14 protein-coding genes are annotated in these 16,038 nt (G+C 52.5%); 1 reads left to right on the forward strand and 13 read right to left on the reverse strand.

Translation table 11 applies throughout. The features are described from left to right. Positions 1-23 precede the first annotated feature (23 nt). From ACTQ3A_RS12115 to mtnA, 13 genes are all read right to left on the reverse strand, one after another. Positions 24-1,274, reverse strand: a complete 1,251-nt coding sequence (locus ACTQ3A_RS12115; protein ID WP_441494960.1) for a zinc-binding dehydrogenase — start codon at positions 1,272-1,274, stop codon at positions 24-26. A gap of 18 nt (positions 1,275-1,292) precedes the next feature. Beyond that, positions 1,293-2,684: an aldehyde dehydrogenase family protein gene (locus ACTQ3A_RS12120; RefSeq protein ID WP_441474140.1), complete on the reverse strand. Its 1,392-nt coding sequence runs from the start codon at positions 2,682-2,684 to the stop codon at positions 1,293-1,295. A 60-nt stretch (positions 2,685-2,744) separates the two neighbouring features. Continuing rightward, positions 2,745-3,584, reverse strand: a complete 840-nt coding sequence (locus ACTQ3A_RS12125; RefSeq protein ID WP_441494961.1) for a class II aldolase/adducin family protein — start codon at positions 3,582-3,584, stop codon at positions 2,745-2,747. A 168-nt stretch (positions 3,585-3,752) separates the two neighbouring features. After that, positions 3,753-4,523: a phosphatase gene (locus ACTQ3A_RS12130; RefSeq protein ID WP_441495332.1), complete on the reverse strand. Its 771-nt coding sequence runs from the start codon at positions 4,521-4,523 to the stop codon at positions 3,753-3,755. A gap of 46 nt (positions 4,524-4,569) precedes the next feature. Continuing rightward, a complete protein-coding gene (locus ACTQ3A_RS12135) occupies positions 4,570-5,175 on the reverse strand; it encodes a cob(I)yrinic acid a,c-diamide adenosyltransferase (RefSeq protein ID WP_441495333.1) in 606 nt (201 codons plus the stop codon). Positions 5,176-5,251: 76 nt separating this feature from the next. Continuing rightward, the gene (locus tag ACTQ3A_RS12140; protein WP_441494964.1) at positions 5,252-5,590 is read right to left on the reverse strand and encodes a glycerol dehydratase reactivase beta/small subunit family protein; all 339 of its coding nucleotides are present in this window, start codon (positions 5,588-5,590) and stop codon (positions 5,252-5,254) included. Continuing rightward, positions 5,587-7,404, reverse strand: coding sequence for a diol dehydratase reactivase subunit alpha (locus ACTQ3A_RS12145; protein ID WP_441494965.1), 1,818 nt, complete (start codon positions 7,402-7,404; stop codon positions 5,587-5,589). Before ACTQ3A_RS12145 ends, ACTQ3A_RS12140 begins: the two co-directional genes overlap by 4 nt. Before the next feature lie 242 nt (positions 7,405-7,646). Continuing rightward, a complete protein-coding gene (locus ACTQ3A_RS12150; protein WP_441474144.1) occupies positions 7,647-8,051 on the reverse strand; it encodes a diol dehydratase small subunit in 405 nt (134 codons plus the stop codon). Further along, positions 8,051-8,767, reverse strand: coding sequence for a propanediol/glycerol family dehydratase medium subunit (locus ACTQ3A_RS12155; protein WP_441494967.1), 717 nt, complete (start codon positions 8,765-8,767; stop codon positions 8,051-8,053). Before ACTQ3A_RS12155 ends, ACTQ3A_RS12150 begins: the two co-directional genes overlap by 1 nt. Before the next feature lie 9 nt (positions 8,768-8,776). Beyond that, positions 8,777-10,441, reverse strand: coding sequence for a propanediol/glycerol family dehydratase large subunit (locus tag ACTQ3A_RS12160; protein WP_441101287.1), 1,665 nt, complete (start codon positions 10,439-10,441; stop codon positions 8,777-8,779). A gap of 639 nt (positions 10,442-11,080) precedes the next feature. Continuing rightward, positions 11,081-11,545, reverse strand: a complete 465-nt coding sequence (locus tag ACTQ3A_RS12165) for a GlcG/HbpS family heme-binding protein (protein ID WP_441101288.1) — start codon at positions 11,543-11,545, stop codon at positions 11,081-11,083. A 319-nt stretch (positions 11,546-11,864) separates the two neighbouring features. After that, a complete protein-coding gene (gene epsC / locus ACTQ3A_RS12170) occupies positions 11,865-12,860 on the reverse strand; it encodes a serine O-acetyltransferase EpsC (RefSeq protein ID WP_441101289.1) in 996 nt (331 codons plus the stop codon). A gap of 38 nt (positions 12,861-12,898) precedes the next feature. Further along, positions 12,899-14,002 carry an S-methyl-5-thioribose-1-phosphate isomerase gene (mtnA, locus tag ACTQ3A_RS12175; RefSeq protein WP_441494968.1) on the reverse strand — a complete coding sequence of 368 codons (1,104 nt, stop codon included), beginning with the start codon at positions 14,000-14,002 and terminating at the stop codon, positions 12,899-12,901. Between the two features lie 715 nt (positions 14,003-14,717). On the opposite strand from mtnA, the gene ACTQ3A_RS12180 reads away from it, so the two are divergent. Next, positions 14,718-15,929, forward strand: a complete 1,212-nt coding sequence (locus tag ACTQ3A_RS12180; protein ID WP_441494969.1) for a 6-phosphofructokinase — start codon at positions 14,718-14,720, stop codon at positions 15,927-15,929. Positions 15,930-16,038: the final 109 nt, after the last annotated feature.

Here is a 16,038-nt window from a genome sequence, read left to right on the forward strand (position 1 = left end):
ATTCCGACTGATGTCAAGCATCATCAGTGATTATTTGTATTTCCGTCAAGCGGTACATTTGTAACCGCGATCTTGAATCCCTTCTGTGCCAGAGCGAACTCATGTGCCTCATTGATCTTGTCGAGCGGGAACGCATCTGTGATCAGATCCGTTACCGGAAGGCCAATTGCCTTTGCTCTCTTCAGGAAGGAGAAGGTTGTGACGTAGTCTCTCAGTGTATATACCCAGGATCCCACGAGGTTGATCTCCTTGGAGCAGAGATCAAAGTGCGGATTGATCGTGGCATCTCCGTTGTTGATGAAGAAGCCAAGCTCGCACAGCCCGCCGCCGTTGCGGATGAAATGGTAGATATTGGAGTGCGCGACCGGTGATCCTGTGCACTGGAAAGCGAAATCTGCCAGATGTCCGTCAAAGGTCTCGGCAACAGCGTTCGCCAGGTTGTCGATTCCCTTGTAGTTCATGAAGTTGACTGTCTTGGTAGCTCCCATCTTCTTGGAGAACTCCAGTCTGGAATCATTGCCGTCCACCGTTGTAATGTTGTCAATACCCATCGTGCGGAGAACCGCGACGCACAGAAGTCCGATCGGTCCGACGCCCTGTACGACTACGCGGCTGTTGAATCGAAGGATTCCGGTCGTCTTTGCTCTCTCAACCGCATGTACCAGAACCGCCGCTGGCTCGATGATGATACGGCTCTTCAGATCCATGTCAGATACATTGAAAAATGTAGATCCGCGGGAACCTTTGATGAAGATGTAGTCGGAGAACCATCCGTTCAGATGAATGTCATCATCCGGGATCAGTCCGTATACATCAGCCGCTCCGACATTTTTCTTGTTCAGGTCGAACATTGTGATGTCCGGATCATCCTTGAACATCATGCAGGTGACGATCTTGTCGCCGACCTTTACCGGATTTCCGGCGCTGTCAACCTTTACATTCTTACCGATCTTTACAATCTCTCCGGTTCCCTCATGTCCCAGAGCAACCGGGATCAGACCAAAGGGATCTTTCTTGAATTCATGCTGATCAGTTCCGCAGATTCCGGTTCCCTCGACTCTTACGAGGATATCATCGTCGCCGACCTCCGGGATCGGGAACTCCTTCACATCATAGTGCTGAAGTGCTGTGAGCATCGCCACATGCGCGGTCTTCGGAATCGGACCGCTTGAGGCAGGTGCCGCAACAGGGGCATTCGCAGGTGCCGGTGCTCCGGACATGCTTGAAAGTACCTGTCTTACAATCTCCTCTATATTATTCTGATTCATATCCATTCTGTAATTTCCTCCTGATCAGCGGATGCAAAGGCTGTCTACCATTACGCAGCGTCTCTTCTTCGTGAAGGTCTTGGCGCTTGTAAGTCCCTCGCCTGTTCTGGACGCAATAGTGAAGGTGCAGATTCCTTCTCCGCCATAGCCCAGAGCCGCGTAGGACGGGCCGTTCTTGACGAGGATTGCGGTATCCATTGCTCTTGCATACTTCGTAATGCGTTCCACATCATGAGAATGAATGTGGGCGGAATGGCGGTTGCCATGCTCCAGCCATACGCATTTCTCAACAGCGTCATCAAAATCCTTTGCCGGGACAATACCCAGAATCGGCATCATCAGCTCCGTGGAAATCAGAGGATTCTCTTTTTCTCCGACGAATGTGATGCAGCGGATACCCGGATCCGCTTCAACTCCGATCATGGACAGAAGTGTTCTGGCGTCACGTCCCACACACTTGCGGTTCAGCTTGCCCTTTTCATCCATGACGGTGCGGATGAGAGCGTCCTGTTCTTCCTTGGATGCGAGATAGCATCCCTGCTCGGTTACCATGTAGTGCAGCAGCTCGTCAACGACCTGCTGTACAGCGACGATCTCTTTCTCAGCGATGCAAGGAAGGTTATTGTCGAAGGTGCATCCGTTTACGATGTCCTCCGCCGCCTTGCGGATGTCCGCCGTCTCATCAACCAGTGCAGGCGGATTTCCTGCTCCGGCTCCGATTCCTCTCTTGCCGCAGGAAAGAATCGCGGTTACAACGCCCGGACCTCCGGTAGCTACCAGAAGAGGAATATCCTTGTGATGCATCATAACGGAGCTGGTATCCAGCGTCGGATGCTCAACGGTGCACGCGATGTTGTCCGGACCGCCGGCCTCCAGGGAAGCCTCGTTCATCATGTTGATCGCGTAGATTGTTGTCTTGATTGCCTGCGGATGCGGATTAAATACTACTGTATTGCCTGCCGCAAGCATTCCGATTGTGTTGCAGAAAATTGTCTCCTGCGGATTTGTGCAGGGTGTAATTGCACCAATGACTCCGAACGGGCCCTCCTCGACAAGAGTAAGTCCGCGGTCTCCGGAGTATGCTTCTGTGGTAATATCCTCCGTTCCCGGAATCTTATCTGCACAAAGATAATTCTTCAGAATCTTATGTCCAACATTGCCCATTCCGGTTTCGTCAACCGCCATGCGGGCCATCAGCTCCGCATTCTCACGAATCTTGCGGCGGATGATGGTGATGATCTTCTCTCTCTGATCAAGAGACATTACCCGGACAACCTTCTCGGCTTTCTTCGCAGCTTCAATCGCATCGTTCATGTCCTTGAAAATGCCGTGCTTGCCGGAAGCGCTGTCGTTGATATTCATCTTTGCCATGACTTCCTGAACAATGTTTTTCACCATGCGTTCATCAACTGGCACGATAATTACCTCCGATATATTATACAATTCATGCCGTGCCCGTCCTTGCGGGCCGGTGGTTTACTTGTTGAGTCCGAGCTGCTCCATTACCTTCTTTGTGATCTCCGCAACGGTATCGGCATTGCTCTCAGCGCCATGCGCGTATGTGGATCCTGTATGCTCGCCGAGTCCGTCGCTGTTGCAGGAGCCGCCGCAGTTATGGCAGTTCAGCGTGCCCTTGTTCTGGCAGAGGTTTGCCGGATGCTTGCCCGGAAGACCCATCTGACGGCGGATTTCATACAGTCTCTCAACCGTTGCCTTGTCGAACTCCTTCGGGCCGCCCAGCATCTTTGACTGATACAGCAGCTGTGCGTAGAACTCAACCGACTCCATCTTCAGATATGCGGAAAGCAGATCTACAGAATAGGTCAGAGCGCCGTGGCTCTCAAGAAGCACCGCATCAAAGTACGGAAGATATTTCTCAACAGCGTCCGGGATCTCCATTGTGGAAGGGGTTCCGTAAGGAGCGATCGGTACGCAGCCGAGCGCAATGACTGCCTCCGGCATAATCGGCTGTGTCAGCGGAATGCCTGCAATTGCGAAGCTTGTCGCATATACGGGATGAGCGTGAACGACAGATCCGACATCCGGTCTCTTTTCGTATACTCTTAAATGCATCTTGATCTCAGAAGAAGGTTTGAAGCCCGGATTAGCATGAAGCACCTGGCCTTTCTCATCAATCTTGCAGATATATTCCGGAGTCATGAATCCCTTGGAAACGCCTGTCGGTGTGCAAAGGAATGTATGATCATCCAGCTTTACGGAAATGTTTCCATCGTTCGCTGCAACCATGTTGCGGTTGTAGATTCTCTTTCCGATGTCGCAGATCTGTTTCTTAATTTCAAACTCATTAACAGCCATTTGCTACTTCCTCCTTGAAATGCATCATTTTGATTGGTTTTGAGTTTAGTTGGTTTTTATCCTGATGACATTATATCATACGCTTCAACAATGTCAATAGAATCGTGTTGTTTTGTGTGGTTTCTGAGCCCGTTCTGGGACCGATTTTGTTGGTTTCTCTTCGTTTCATCAACTGCCCCGCAAAGCCCCACGAAGCTTCTCCATCCCGCTCTGACGGCTGCGTGAAGGTTTCCGTCTGACTTCGCCGATCCTCAGAGCCTCGCGGATTTTCTCCGGCCTGCTGTTCAGAATCAGCTCCTCCGGATAATTTACCTCCCTCAGAATCCGTTCCGCCCAGGTAAAATCACCGATATGACCGGGTCCGTGGCTGTCGCTCGCCATGATGACCGGAAGATTTCGCTTTCTGCATGCCGCGAGCATTTTCAGGTCATTCGGTCTTGTATCTCCCCGGTAGCCGTCAGGGGAAAGCGAGGAATTATTTACCTCGAGAATGACACCATATTCCGCAGCCGCGTCTGCCAGGAGTTCATAGTCAACCGGATATCTCGCGTCATCCGGATGACCAATGATCCGCACCTTTGGATGCCTCATTGCCTGCGTATAAGCCAGGGTGTTGGCCACAGCGCTCCCCGGCTTCAGATTAGGATGATGAATGCTGGCGATCGCATAATCCAGACCGTCCAATATGTCATCCGGAAGATCAATGTTTCCAGCAAAATCTACAATATTTACTTCCGCGCCATAACAGATCCGAACCCCCGCACGAAACTCCAGAGCGTAAGCCAGGCTTCTGAAGTACGATTCTGTGCCAGCCGCAACAGTTGCGGGACCGTGATCGGTGATGCCCAGCACCTGAATTCCCTTCGCTGCAGCGGCCTTCGCCATATCCGCGATGGTACTCGAGGTACCGTGCCCGCTGGCGATTGAATGAGTATGCATGTCGCACACGTACATTTCTGTCCTTCCTCCCTATCCTGCTTCCCGCTCAGTTGTCAATCCTCCTCCTGGAGCCGTGCGGTTCCTTCAGGATGTCGCGGATCACCTCCTGGCGGACTCCCTCACTCCGGATATTCTCCGCTTTATAATCCGCGTATCTGGCTGAAACATACAGAAAATCGGACAGACGGTTCATGTACTGCATCGCCTTCTTATCTGCTACAAACTTCTGCGCGACGACACGAAACCTTCGCTCTGCTCTCCGCGCAACCGCCCGGGCCACATCCAGCCTTGCGGATTCTTCGCATCCGCCGTAGAGCACAAAATCTTTCACCCGCGGAAAAGAATCCTCCGTAGCATCGATCCACCCTTCCAGCTTCTGCGTCTCCGATTCCTCAAAACGGTATTCCCGCTTCATAGGCGCGGCCACCCCGGACATCATGAACATCAGCGTCTTCTGAATATGGGTCAGTCTTTCCCAGAGCTCATCGTCCGCAAGAACCTTTGCCATGCCGATCTGGCTGTTCAATTCGTCTATGGTGCCGAGGAGTTCAATTCTGTCATCCGTCTTCAGAACGCTCTGTCCGTTCAGAAGAGATGTCCTTCCGTTATCACCGTTTTTCGTATAGATTTTCATTGATTGTCTGTCCTTCATATGAATTTCATATACCGGTATATCTGAAATGCCTCTGTCCGGAGCCTCTCCCTGAGGAGTATAGAACAATAAGGCTCTACTCCAGGTCTCTGAGGCACTGTTTTTTCATCACTCTCGCGCTGTTGGAGCCGATGATCCTGCATGCGGCAAAGGTCGGCATATGGACGCTGCACACGCACTCCCCCGGCCTCCGGCCCCGCATCTGAAAGGAAACATTCTCACCGGATATCCCGATGCCAGAACCCATCATCGAGGCATTGCACGCGTCAGACGCCAGAATGTCCGCGTCTGACTCATCCATCTCAAATACCTCAGACGCAACATTCTCTTCCTCGATTCCCGCCTGTATCTCCCGCAGAAAATCATTGTCCGCGCGATGTGTATAAATAAAAATTGATGGTCTCTGGCTGATCATCTCTTCTCGCCTCCGTAGGAGAGCACCAGTCCGGTCGCGACCGCGTTCCTCGGTCCCTCCGTTCCTCTGATGTTTCCTCTGCCGCAGACAATTCCGTATCCGGCGAATTCTTCCATCAGCATCTCCGGAATCTCAAAATCCGCTGCCGAACCTCCTACAAGAACCACATTTGATATTTTCCGCAGATTGTGATCCGGAGCCACATAGCGCAAAGCTCGCAGCGCATTGGTGAGGAATACCTTTTTCTTTGCTTCACGGCGGATCTCACGGATCCGCTCCATCGGGACATCCTTTTCCACACGGACCAGCCCCGACTCCGTGAGCAGTACCACTCTTCCGTAAAACCTCGGGTCGATGGATTCCTGCACGAAATACATCTCGCCGTTTTCCATTCTCATATGAAAGAGACTCTCAACCTTCGCCAGCGGATATTTTTTGATCTGCTCCGCCATGTAGCGGTTGTCCAGACCCAGCTCTGTCTGAATCAGCATGGATACCAGTTCCCCGGCACCCGCCTGATGCGTCAGCGATACGCTTCCGTTTTCCCGGATAATCGCGGCATCGGTCGATCCGCCTCCCATATCCAGGATAGCGAGCGGAAGGGCAGTGCCCGGCGTCGTAAGCGCTCCCAGGCTCGCCATGACCGCTTCCACACCCGCAACCGTCGTCCGGGTGTGCAGCACCTCCGACAGCTTCTCCGCGATCTGCCGCATGGGAAGCTGCTGCGTACGCACCATCGCGGCGATTCCCACCGCCTTCTCCAGGCAGGTCTCGCCGGCAAGCGCTCCGGAAATCAGTACCGGCGCAAGCGTGTCCACTGCCAGAATATCCGTGATATGAATATCCGCATCTGCTTCTCCGCTTACTTCACTCATGCTCTTCCGGATGCGGCTGAGCATATTTCCTACGTTGGTGTCCGCCTGGCCGGTCACATCACGGATTCTGCCCGCATCACCGACCGCTTTCATGATCTTATCTGCACCTTCGTCCAGAGAAATTCTGATCGGATGTTCCGCATCCAGATAAATCTCTCCGGCTGGAAGCACATTCTCCCGGATGTCTCCGTTCGGCGTCCGGATCACAACTGCGCTCCGGTTTCCAATCAGGCTCTTGGCAATCGGTGTCACGGTCCGCGTCTCATCCGCATTGAGATGAAGCAGTGTGGCAATGCCGTAGGGATTTGAGAGCATCCGGATAAACTGACCGGGAAGAGCTACCTCAATCGCCGCCATCTTGCCGTCCGGGATCTTGTCGATTCTCTTCACCTCATCGACGATAGGAATCTTCCGCGTAAGACGGTTCTCCACAAGAACCGCTTCGTCCGCCTGAAGAATCATCCCGACCACATTCAGCCGTCCGGCCGTTTCATTAATCCTTCTTGCCACCTCTTCATAGCCGTGATTTCCCGGGACAAAGACAATGTACGGTGTCCCGGGCAGTCCCCGGTCCAGCCGTTCAAACGAGAGCAGTTCCCCCGCCGCCTGCCCGGCCCCGGCCGGAGTAGAGGGATTGTGCCCGATCATGGAAGAATCCGTGATGATCGTCTCCGTCAGCGTTTCCATCGCCGTGTCGCCGATAACCGGAGCCGCTTCGTTCAGCCGTATCAGGTCAATCCCGGAAACTTCCCTGCCGATCCGGCCCATGGCTTCCTTCAGAGCCGCAAGGATCCCGTGAATATTTGCCGCGGTTCCCTTGGTCCCCGTCGTCATGACCGAAGCCCCGGACAGGAAGCGCAAATTCTCCCCTTCACTGTATTCTCCGATACAGACCTCTGTTGTGGAATTTCCGATATCTACACCTGCTACTATGCTCAAAGCCCTAACCTCGCGGATATTTTCTGATGGATATTTTCTGATGGAAATTTTTTGATGGATATTTTCTGATGAAAATTACGATAATATATTCCAAAAGCAGCTCCTGTAGTAACCGCCCATGCCATGCAAGCGGAGCGCCGCAATATGTATAAAGCCACCTGCTCCGCTGCTTCGCAGCTGCCACATGCGACCGGCTTCGTCGGCCTGCCGCATCTTTCAGGCATGCCGTTTTCCGTGCGCGCTTACTTCTGATCCGGAAGCAGGATCCCCCTCTTTTCGTACACCTCAGCCGCCTCCAGAACAAGCTTCGCGCAGTTCGGCGCCTGATATTTTTCCAGAAGTTCCTCTGCCATCCGTGCAAGCTCTGTCTTCGTCGCCCGGTTCGGTCTGAGCTTGTTGTACATTCTGAGGATCACATCATCTGGTACATTGGTCAGCTCCGCCGCACGCTCGAAGTTTTTCTTCATCGGGGCATTACCTGCCTGATCCGCAACCTCTCCCTGAGCACGGAGCATCTCCGCGGAGATCTTGATGTCATCGGGAGCCACATGTCCCTTCCTCACCTCATCCAGTGAAAGCTCATCCAGCTTCTTCCCGGTTCTGGAAGTAATACGGTCTCTCTCATGTTCACCCAAAGGATACTGCATCATTTTTCCTCCCATTCAATGATTCCGAGCTTCGGATCCAGCTGCTCCGTCTCCGCGATATGCATGATTGCCGCCTTTACCTGATACTTCGGTCTGACCATCGGATCATTGACAGACGGAATCGGCGTAACATTCTCCCCTTTGACGTACTTCGCTGCATTCTGTCCGATTCTCCGGTACGTCTCCAGTGTCATCAGCGGTGCCTGCGGAAAAAGCTCCAGATTGGAAAGCGGGTACAGGTCTTTCTGGCTGATTACGGTCGTTCCCTTGGACTGAATTCCGATACCGATTCCGGAACCCGACAGCTTTGCAGATTCAAGCGCCATAAAACCGACGTCTGATGTGTCAAGGACTTTCACCACACGGGGGATCATCCCCTCTTCCTCAATTCCAGCCCTTACATTCCGGATGACCTCGTCGAGCGGAATTCCGCCGATAGTTTTCTTGATCTCCCTCTGGAACGCGGCGCCCACGCCGATGACGATCTCCTTCGGATCCGTGCCCTTCTCCGCCTTTCTGTATGCGGAGTAATCACTCTTATTCTCATTGATTCTGGTTCTGCCCGCCATGGAGGGAATATCGTCCTCCCCAAGCTCCCCGGCAACTACCCTGCGGAAACCGTTTGCGTCGTAAGCCGAACCGGAATTCCCGCGGCTTCGGATCTGACGGACAACCTCTTCTGTAATTTTCTCAATTAATTCCTGTGAAACCTGCATGCTGTCCTCCTAAATATCCATAGGATTGATACGATGCGGGATACGCTTGATCTCTTCCCAGCGCTTCCCTTCCACACGATACCCGGTTCCCGGTCCCATATAATCGTTCGGCGTATTCACCCCGGACATCACATGGAAATCGCTGTCGAGGATCGCCGCAGTCTGCATGTAATCGCCAATCACACGCTGCTTCAGCATGGAGAGCACGCTCTCCGCGACATCCGTGAAGCCACTGTCGGCGAGCGCCTTCACCACATCGATCCCGGTGATGCCCCGCTTCATAACATCTTCCGCCGACATCAGATCCGCCGCGACATCTCTCGGAAGTGTATCCTTGCTGCCGTGGGCATACGTGATCGCATCCACCTGTTCGTCGGACACCTCCGCGAGACCGAGCTGGCGGAACACCGCCTGAACAGCCTTTGCTGCCTTATTGCGGACGGCTATGACATCCTCTTCCTTTACCGGTCTCAGGCCGCCGTCCACCTGCATGTCACGCTGAAAGACGTTGTAATCGTCGAAGTCTTCCGCGTCAAAATTGGAACCTGCAAACATATTGTCATAGTTCGGCTCCGCTGCGTAGCCCGAGAAAATGAAGTCAGTCCCCGGAAGGAACTGCAGCATCGTTCTCGCGGTGCGGCGCATATCGGAGTTGGAAAAGCTCTGATCATTCGACGAAGCGCACTCAAGCCCGAGAAGTGCCGCCACAAGATTTTCTCCCAGAACCTCCCGGATACCCGCAGGCACCGATCCCGGTATGCCGATGCAGCTGACAGAGCCGTTCTGAATCCCCTGACTTCCGCAGCCCTTCGTCACATAGAGGCATCTGCACTCCAGATAGAGCATGGATTTCATCTCGCTGCTTCCCATCAGTACCTCGGAGCCTGATCCGGAGGTAAAGCGGACCTTCAGTCCTCTGGATGCGTAGGATGAATTCAGAAACGCCTTTGAATAAGGCGTATCGTCGCCGTCGATAAATACCTTCTCCGTTCCGTATACCGAGAGCGTCTCCGCATAAGTCGTAAGTCCCCGGATTCCGAGTTCCAGCTCGGTTGCCTCCTCTGATGAGCACTGCGTCAGTACACCCGGCCGGCCGACCTGCGAACCGATCAGAAGACCCATGGCGTCAAGCGGCGCGTATCTCGCGACACCCATCGTCGTCTCCTCCTCCGCAAATCCCCGGAGCGCGCCCTCCGCCGCATCGGCCGCAATCTGAACCGGATCATCCTTCAGATTGGTGATATGCGCCTGATTTCCGGGTTTCTTCCTCGCGCGCATCTTCTGCATGCCCATCATCAGCTCAACCACATTAAGCTCATTGATGACTTCCGTCATCTTCGCCGGCGTGATTCCGGAGATCACCTCCAGAACCTCTTTCCTTGACACATGAATATCCACAATCATCTTCGCGATATCCAGCGCCGATATCTTCATGGACTGTTCCGCGCGTGCGATATTGATGGCGTAATCCGCGATGAAGGTATCCAGGAAGTCAAAATCTTCCCGCTTCTTTCCATCCAACTCAACGATCTGCCCGTTCTCCACCCGGACAGACGGCTTCGGATCATACGGACTCTTCATGGCGACAAAGCCCATCTCCGGCCATTCATTGATATAGCCATCCTTATTTACCGGACGCTGGTCCAGAACCTCAAATCTCTTTGATCTTCTCATGCTTCATTTTCTCCGCAATGTCTGAAATCACGTGAACATGTCATTTGATCCCGGCGCAATAATCACCGAAATCGGATGCGGGGCACTTAACAACTGCCCCCGGAAAGTCCGAAACCCCATGTCCCGGACAGGATAAAAACCCAGAGCATCTGCCTGTCTCAACCCGACAGTGCCACTCATAGTATTTGGATCCATTATACATCCCGGATGATCGTTTATCAATAGAAACAGGGTCGAATCTTTCAAAAAACCACATTTATCAGGGAATAACTCAACACAATTCCACAATATCAGCTGTTCATATATCAGTAGTTCTTGCAAATACAACCCGTCTGCATTTTTTCTCCGCAACAACTAAACAACGAGATAAAACACGCTACGCGAGTTTTATCTCGCTATCGCGACGCTCGTCACACACGAATACTTCGCATTCGGCTGCGGCTCACTGTTCGCATAAAAAAATGGCGGAGATACACAAAGTATCCATCCGCCATGATGTTCCATCGGCCCTTTAACCGACTCTTTAATCAACCCTATAAATTCTAAAGATGATGTGATGTGACGATTCAGCACTCCACTCTCGAGAACATGCAGTTCTCCCGATGTGAGGAGTCCGGGCGCCTTCGGCTCCGGAACACGTCACGCCTGCCCGGTAATCTCCGCGAAAACCTTCAGGCCAAACTCCGCCACGTCATTGTCCTGCTCACCGGTTCCCCCGCTTACGCCGAGACCTCCGACGATCTTGTCTCCGATCTTCAACGGTACGCCGCCGCCGAATCCGATGATTCTCCCGTTGTTCATGGACTCAAGCCCGTAGAAGGTGCCTCCGGGCTGTATCATCTCATGGACCTGCATCGTTGACATCTTCACCGCGACCGCAGTATAGGCCTTCTGGGTCGCGACCTCATAACTCACAAGGAAGGCATCCTCCATCACATGAACTGCAATCGGATTGCCATGGGCATCATCGACCGCAATGACACAGGCGAGTCCCTTCTGCCTAGCATATTCCTCCACCCGGTCCATAAGAACCTTCGCCGTCTTCAGAGGAATGCTGCCTCTGATCTGACTCACGATATTTTCCGTCATCCTGTTCTGATCCATACTTCCACCCCGGAATACCCGCCGGATTGCGCACGCGCAAAGCACGCGGCAGTCCGCATCACCATATCATACATACCCTGGCATCATAAAAATCATGATATCAGGCAAATCATGAAAAAATCTGTCACTCAGACTTCTGCATTTCATTTCAAGTATACGAGTATCCGGTCGAAATGTCAATAAAACCACAAAATTCCAACAAAATGTTCATTTTTGTATTTTTCTTTCCGCCACAAAAAGACAGAGATCCCTCTCTTTCCTTTGTCATCCGACAAAACAGAGGGAGATCCCCGTCCTATTCTTCACAGCCCTATCCGCTTCAAATTACAAAATCCCAATAAGTATCCTTATCGGTGCCCTGCGATGGGCCGTGTGAATACTCCAGCTCCGGCGCCCTCGCGCTGACCTTCATATCCGCGGGAACCGACCGGACCACAAACGTGTTGCCGCCGATGGTCACATTGTCACCGATGACGGTATTTCCTCCGAGCACTGATGTGCCGGAATAGATCGTGACATTGTTGCCGATCGTAGGATGCCTCTTCACGCCCTTCAGTGCCTGCCCTTTTCTCGTTGACAGGCCGCCCAGTGTCACGCCCTGATAGATCTTGACATGGTCGCCGATCTCGGTTGTCTCGCCGATGACGATGCCGGTACCGTGATCGATGAAAAAATATTTTCCGATGGTCGCGCCGGGATGAATGTCGATCCCCGTCTTGCCATGCGCATATTCTGTCATAATCCGCGGAATCAGCGGAACCTTCAGATTCCACAGTTCATGGGCGATCCGGTAGACGGTAATTGCCATCAGACCGGGATAGCTGAGGATAATTTCGTCAAAACTGTATGCCGCAGGATCGCCTTCATAGAAAGCCTGTATGTCTGTAGCCAGAATTTCCCGCAGCTTCGGAAGCTGATCGAGAAAATCATCGACAATCTTCTCCGCCCTCTGCAGCAAAACGGACCGCTCACACTCCTCACAGATTTCCTGTGTGCCGAGCGCAATGGCCACCTGCTTTGTCAGATGATACTGCACAAACTCAATTTTTTCGCCGACCGTATATTTCACGTATTCAGCCCGCACCCTGCTGTTGTCATAATATCCCGGAAAAAGGATCTCACGCACCTTCTGCAGCACATCGATCAATGTCTCCCGGTTCAGGATATTTGTCACATTCAGACGGGTGCTGACCGGATATTCCCGATAGCTTTTCAGCATCTCCTCGACCAGAGCCTCCGTCTTTTCGCTTGTGGCCTCCTTATTCTTCATGAACTTGTCAAGCTCATTTGTCATCTCTTTTACCTCATCATTCATAAAGCACCCTCCTCAACTCTCATCCGCACCGGGTATCCTTATTCCTTCTCTTTCATCGCTTCAGCTTTTATCTCCATGATTTTCTTCAGCGATTCCGTATAAGGCGGTCTCGCAATTCCGTATTCCGTCACAATCGCGGTGATCAGCTCATGATCCGTTACGTCAAAGGCGGGATTGTAGACCTTGACTCCCTCCGGCGCCATTCTCTTCTTGTACCACATCTCGGTTACCTCTTCCGGCTTTCTCTGCTCGATGCGGATTTTGCTGCCGTCCGGCGTATTCATATCAATTGTGGAAGTCGGAGCCATGATGTACATCGGAACGCCATAATGCTTTGCCACGATAGCAACAACCGAGGTCCCGATCTTGTTTGCGGTATCTCCGTTCGCCGCCACACGGTCACAGCCGACAAAAACAGCCTGAACCTTACCCTCCTTCATCAGAGAGCTGGACATGTTGTCACAGATGACGGTCGTATGGATTCCGGAATCCATCAGTTCCTTCGCCGTCAGCCGCGCGCCCTGAAGCACCGGACGGGTTTCGTCGCAGTACACATGGAAATGATAGCCCTTTTCCTGCCCGAGATACATCGGCGCCGTCGCCATGCCGTAGCGTGTCGCGGCAAGCTTTCCGGCATTGCAGTGCGTCAGCAGTCCGTCCCCGGGCTTCACAAGGGTCAGGCCGTACTCGCCAAGCTTATGGCAGGCCCAGATATCCTCTTCCTGAATCCGGACGGCCTCACGGTGCAGAGCCTCCACAATCTCCGGAACCGTTTTGTCCCGGTTCTTCTGTGCCGTCTTGTCAAGCATGTTCAAAGCCCATGACAAATTCACCGCTGTCGGTCTTGAAGAATCCAGATAATCCTTTGCCTTGACAAACTCCGGATAAAAGTCATCAAAGCTCTTCGCGTGCGCGCCGATCTCCTTTGCGGCGAGATAAAGTCCGAAGCCCGCCGTCACCCCGATCGCCGGCGCTCCTCTGACCTGAAGCGTATAGATAGCGTCCCAGATCTGATTCTGCGTGGTCAGACGAATCGTCTTTGTCTCATAGGGAAGGAGAGTCTGGTCAATAATGATAATCTGACTGTTCTCATCATCCAGGGAAACGGTGTCAATATCCATGATGCTCTGTTTTTTACTCATTACAAAATCCTCTTTCTCTCTATATTATATGTATAAATTCGTGCTCATACCTGTTGTCGTCGCTAATGTTCTTGCCCACCGGTGAGCAAGCTCCCCGTGGACCAAGAACATTGCGACTGGACTCATGCTGTAACGCCCACACGATAATCGTGCCACACACTGTATAAGTCCCCGCGTCACTTCGCTGCTTCGCAGCTTCCGTGCTGGACTTATGCAGTAAACCTCATACGATAAGTCGTGACACATACTGTATAAAGCCAGCTGCTCCGTTGCTTCGCAACTCCCGCAGCTGCCACATGTATTCGCATTCTCGCGGTGTTTCACACCGCTCCATGCTCATACATGTTAGCGTCGTTCAAGCATGCAGTTTTCTGTGCATGCTTCGCATGCCCAAAAACTGCCCGCTTGACGACGGCTTTATACAGTAAATCCGACTAAAACAGTACAGTTTCAACTATATCATCTTTCTTACATCAAGTGAACCTGTTTTTCGTATTTTCCTCTTTACCTTTTCATTCTGTCTTTCTTTTTTCTTTCTGTCTTTTTTCTGGAGGCTTCTTCCTGCCGGCGGAGCTGTGGTTTGGATGTGTCGTGTCTGTCCGTGAACAACCGAAGAGCGTGGAATCCTTCCCGTACCTTCTATTGTCAACACTACAGCGGGATGCTATATTGTATACGACACTGAATGAGAAATAAACCGGAGGATAAATAAAAAGTGAAGAATTTGCTCGTAGCTCAATCCGGCGGACCAACTTCCGCCATCAACGCAACCCTTGCCGGGATCATTAGCTGTGCACAGATTTCAGACCAGATCGACAATATCTATGGTGCCGTGAACGGTATCGAGGGTGTGATGGAGGAAAATTTCATCGACCTCCGCGACAAGATCGATAATTCCGAGGCACTTCAGCTCCTGTCCCAGACACCGGCCGCTGCTCTCGGCTCCTGCCGCCTGAAGCTGAAGGATCAGAAGCAGCTCGCGCGCATCATCGATATTCTTCAGAAGAATTCCATCTCTTATTTTATCTATATTGGCGGCAACGATTCCATGGATACCATTGCCAAGCTCTCCCTGTACTGCCGTGTACACAATATCACCGGGATCTCCATCATGGGAGCACCGAAGACCATTGACAATGATCTCTGCGGCACGGATCACTGCCCGGGGTTCGGATCTGCGGCCAAATATATCGCCACGACCTTCTCAGAGCTGGAGCGCGACTGCCATGTATACGCCAAGAAGGCGGTCACCATCGTTGAAGTGATGGGAAGAAACGCCGGATGGCTTACCGCCGCCTCCGCGCTCTCCCGTCTGAACGGCGGAAAAGGTCCCGATTTGATTTACCTCTGCGAGAGTCCTTTTTACCCGGAATCCTTCATCCAGGATGTACAGCAGAAGCTTTCCGAGGAGGACGCTGTACTGGTCGCCGTCAGTGAAGGCGTAAAGCTTTCGGACGGAAGATATGTCTCCGAAATCGTCCAGACTAAGGCGACCGACAATTTCGGCCATTCCTATATCGCAGGGGCTTCCTCTGTTCTGGAGACACTCGTTCGCAATAAAATCGGCTGCAAGGTTCGATCCATCGAGCTGAACCTCATGCAGCGCTGCGCCTCCCACCTTCAGAGCGCAACCGATGAAGACGAGTCGCGTATGGTCGGAATGAAAGCAGTTCAGGCCGCTCTGAATGGCGAAAGCGGCAAAATGGCTTCCATCATCCGCACATCCGATAAGCCGTACCGCGTGGCCTACGGCCTTGTCGATATCGATGTCGCTGCAAATGCTGAGAAAAAAGTCCCTGCGGACTGGATCAACAAATCCGGAAACGATGTGACTCAGAAGATGATCGATTACCTGAAACCACTGATCCAGGGTGAGAGCCGTATCGTATGGAAAAACGGCATCCCGGAAACAATGATCCTGTACTGACGTCACACATTCGTTTGAACAGGAATCCTGATGAACCGGGGGGGGGCGCCCCCCGGGGGTGGGGCGGCCCCCGGGGGGTGTGTTTGACATCCCGCCCCGCGCGGGTAAA

It is taken from the genome of Bilifractor sp. LCP21S3_F8 (assembly GCF_052117805.1).
Lineage (GTDB): Bacteria > Bacillota > Clostridia > Lachnospirales > Lachnospiraceae > Bilifractor.

Bases quoted from the DNA above. Each gene is read 5' to 3' on its own strand.
- ACTQ3A_RS12135 (WP_441495333.1), bottom strand. From the start codon at position 5,175: ATGAAGGACAGACAATCAATGAAAATCTATACGAAAAACGGTGATAAC.
- ACTQ3A_RS12150 (WP_441474144.1), bottom strand. From the start codon at position 8,051: ATGCAGTATCCTTTGGGTGAACATGAGAGAGACCGTATTACTTCCAGA.
- ACTQ3A_RS12160 (WP_441101287.1), bottom strand. From the start codon at position 10,441: ATGAGAAGATCAAAGAGATTTGAGGTTCTGGACCAGCGTCCGGTAAAT.
- ACTQ3A_RS12130 (WP_441495332.1), bottom strand. From the start codon at position 4,523: ATGCATACTCATTCAATCGCCAGCGGGCACGGTACCTCGAGTACCATC.
- ACTQ3A_RS12155 (WP_441494967.1), bottom strand. From the start codon at position 8,767: ATGCAGGTTTCACAGGAATTAATTGAGAAAATTACAGAAGAGGTTGTC.
- ACTQ3A_RS12140 (WP_441494964.1), bottom strand. From the start codon at position 5,590: ATGATCAGCCAGAGACCATCAATTTTTATTTATACACATCGCGCGGAC.
- epsC (WP_441101289.1), bottom strand. From the start codon at position 12,860: ATGAATGATGAGGTAAAAGAGATGACAAATGAGCTTGACAAGTTCATG.
- mtnA (WP_441494968.1), bottom strand. From the start codon at position 14,002: ATGAGTAAAAAACAGAGCATCATGGATATTGACACCGTTTCCCTGGAT.
- ACTQ3A_RS12165 (WP_441101288.1), bottom strand. From the start codon at position 11,545: ATGGATCAGAACAGGATGACGGAAAATATCGTGAGTCAGATCAGAGGC.
- ACTQ3A_RS12115 (WP_441494960.1), bottom strand. From the start codon at position 1,274: ATGGATATGAATCAGAATAATATAGAGGAGATTGTAAGACAGGTACTT.
- ACTQ3A_RS12125 (WP_441494961.1), bottom strand. From the start codon at position 3,584: ATGGCTGTTAATGAGTTTGAAATTAAGAAACAGATCTGCGACATCGGA.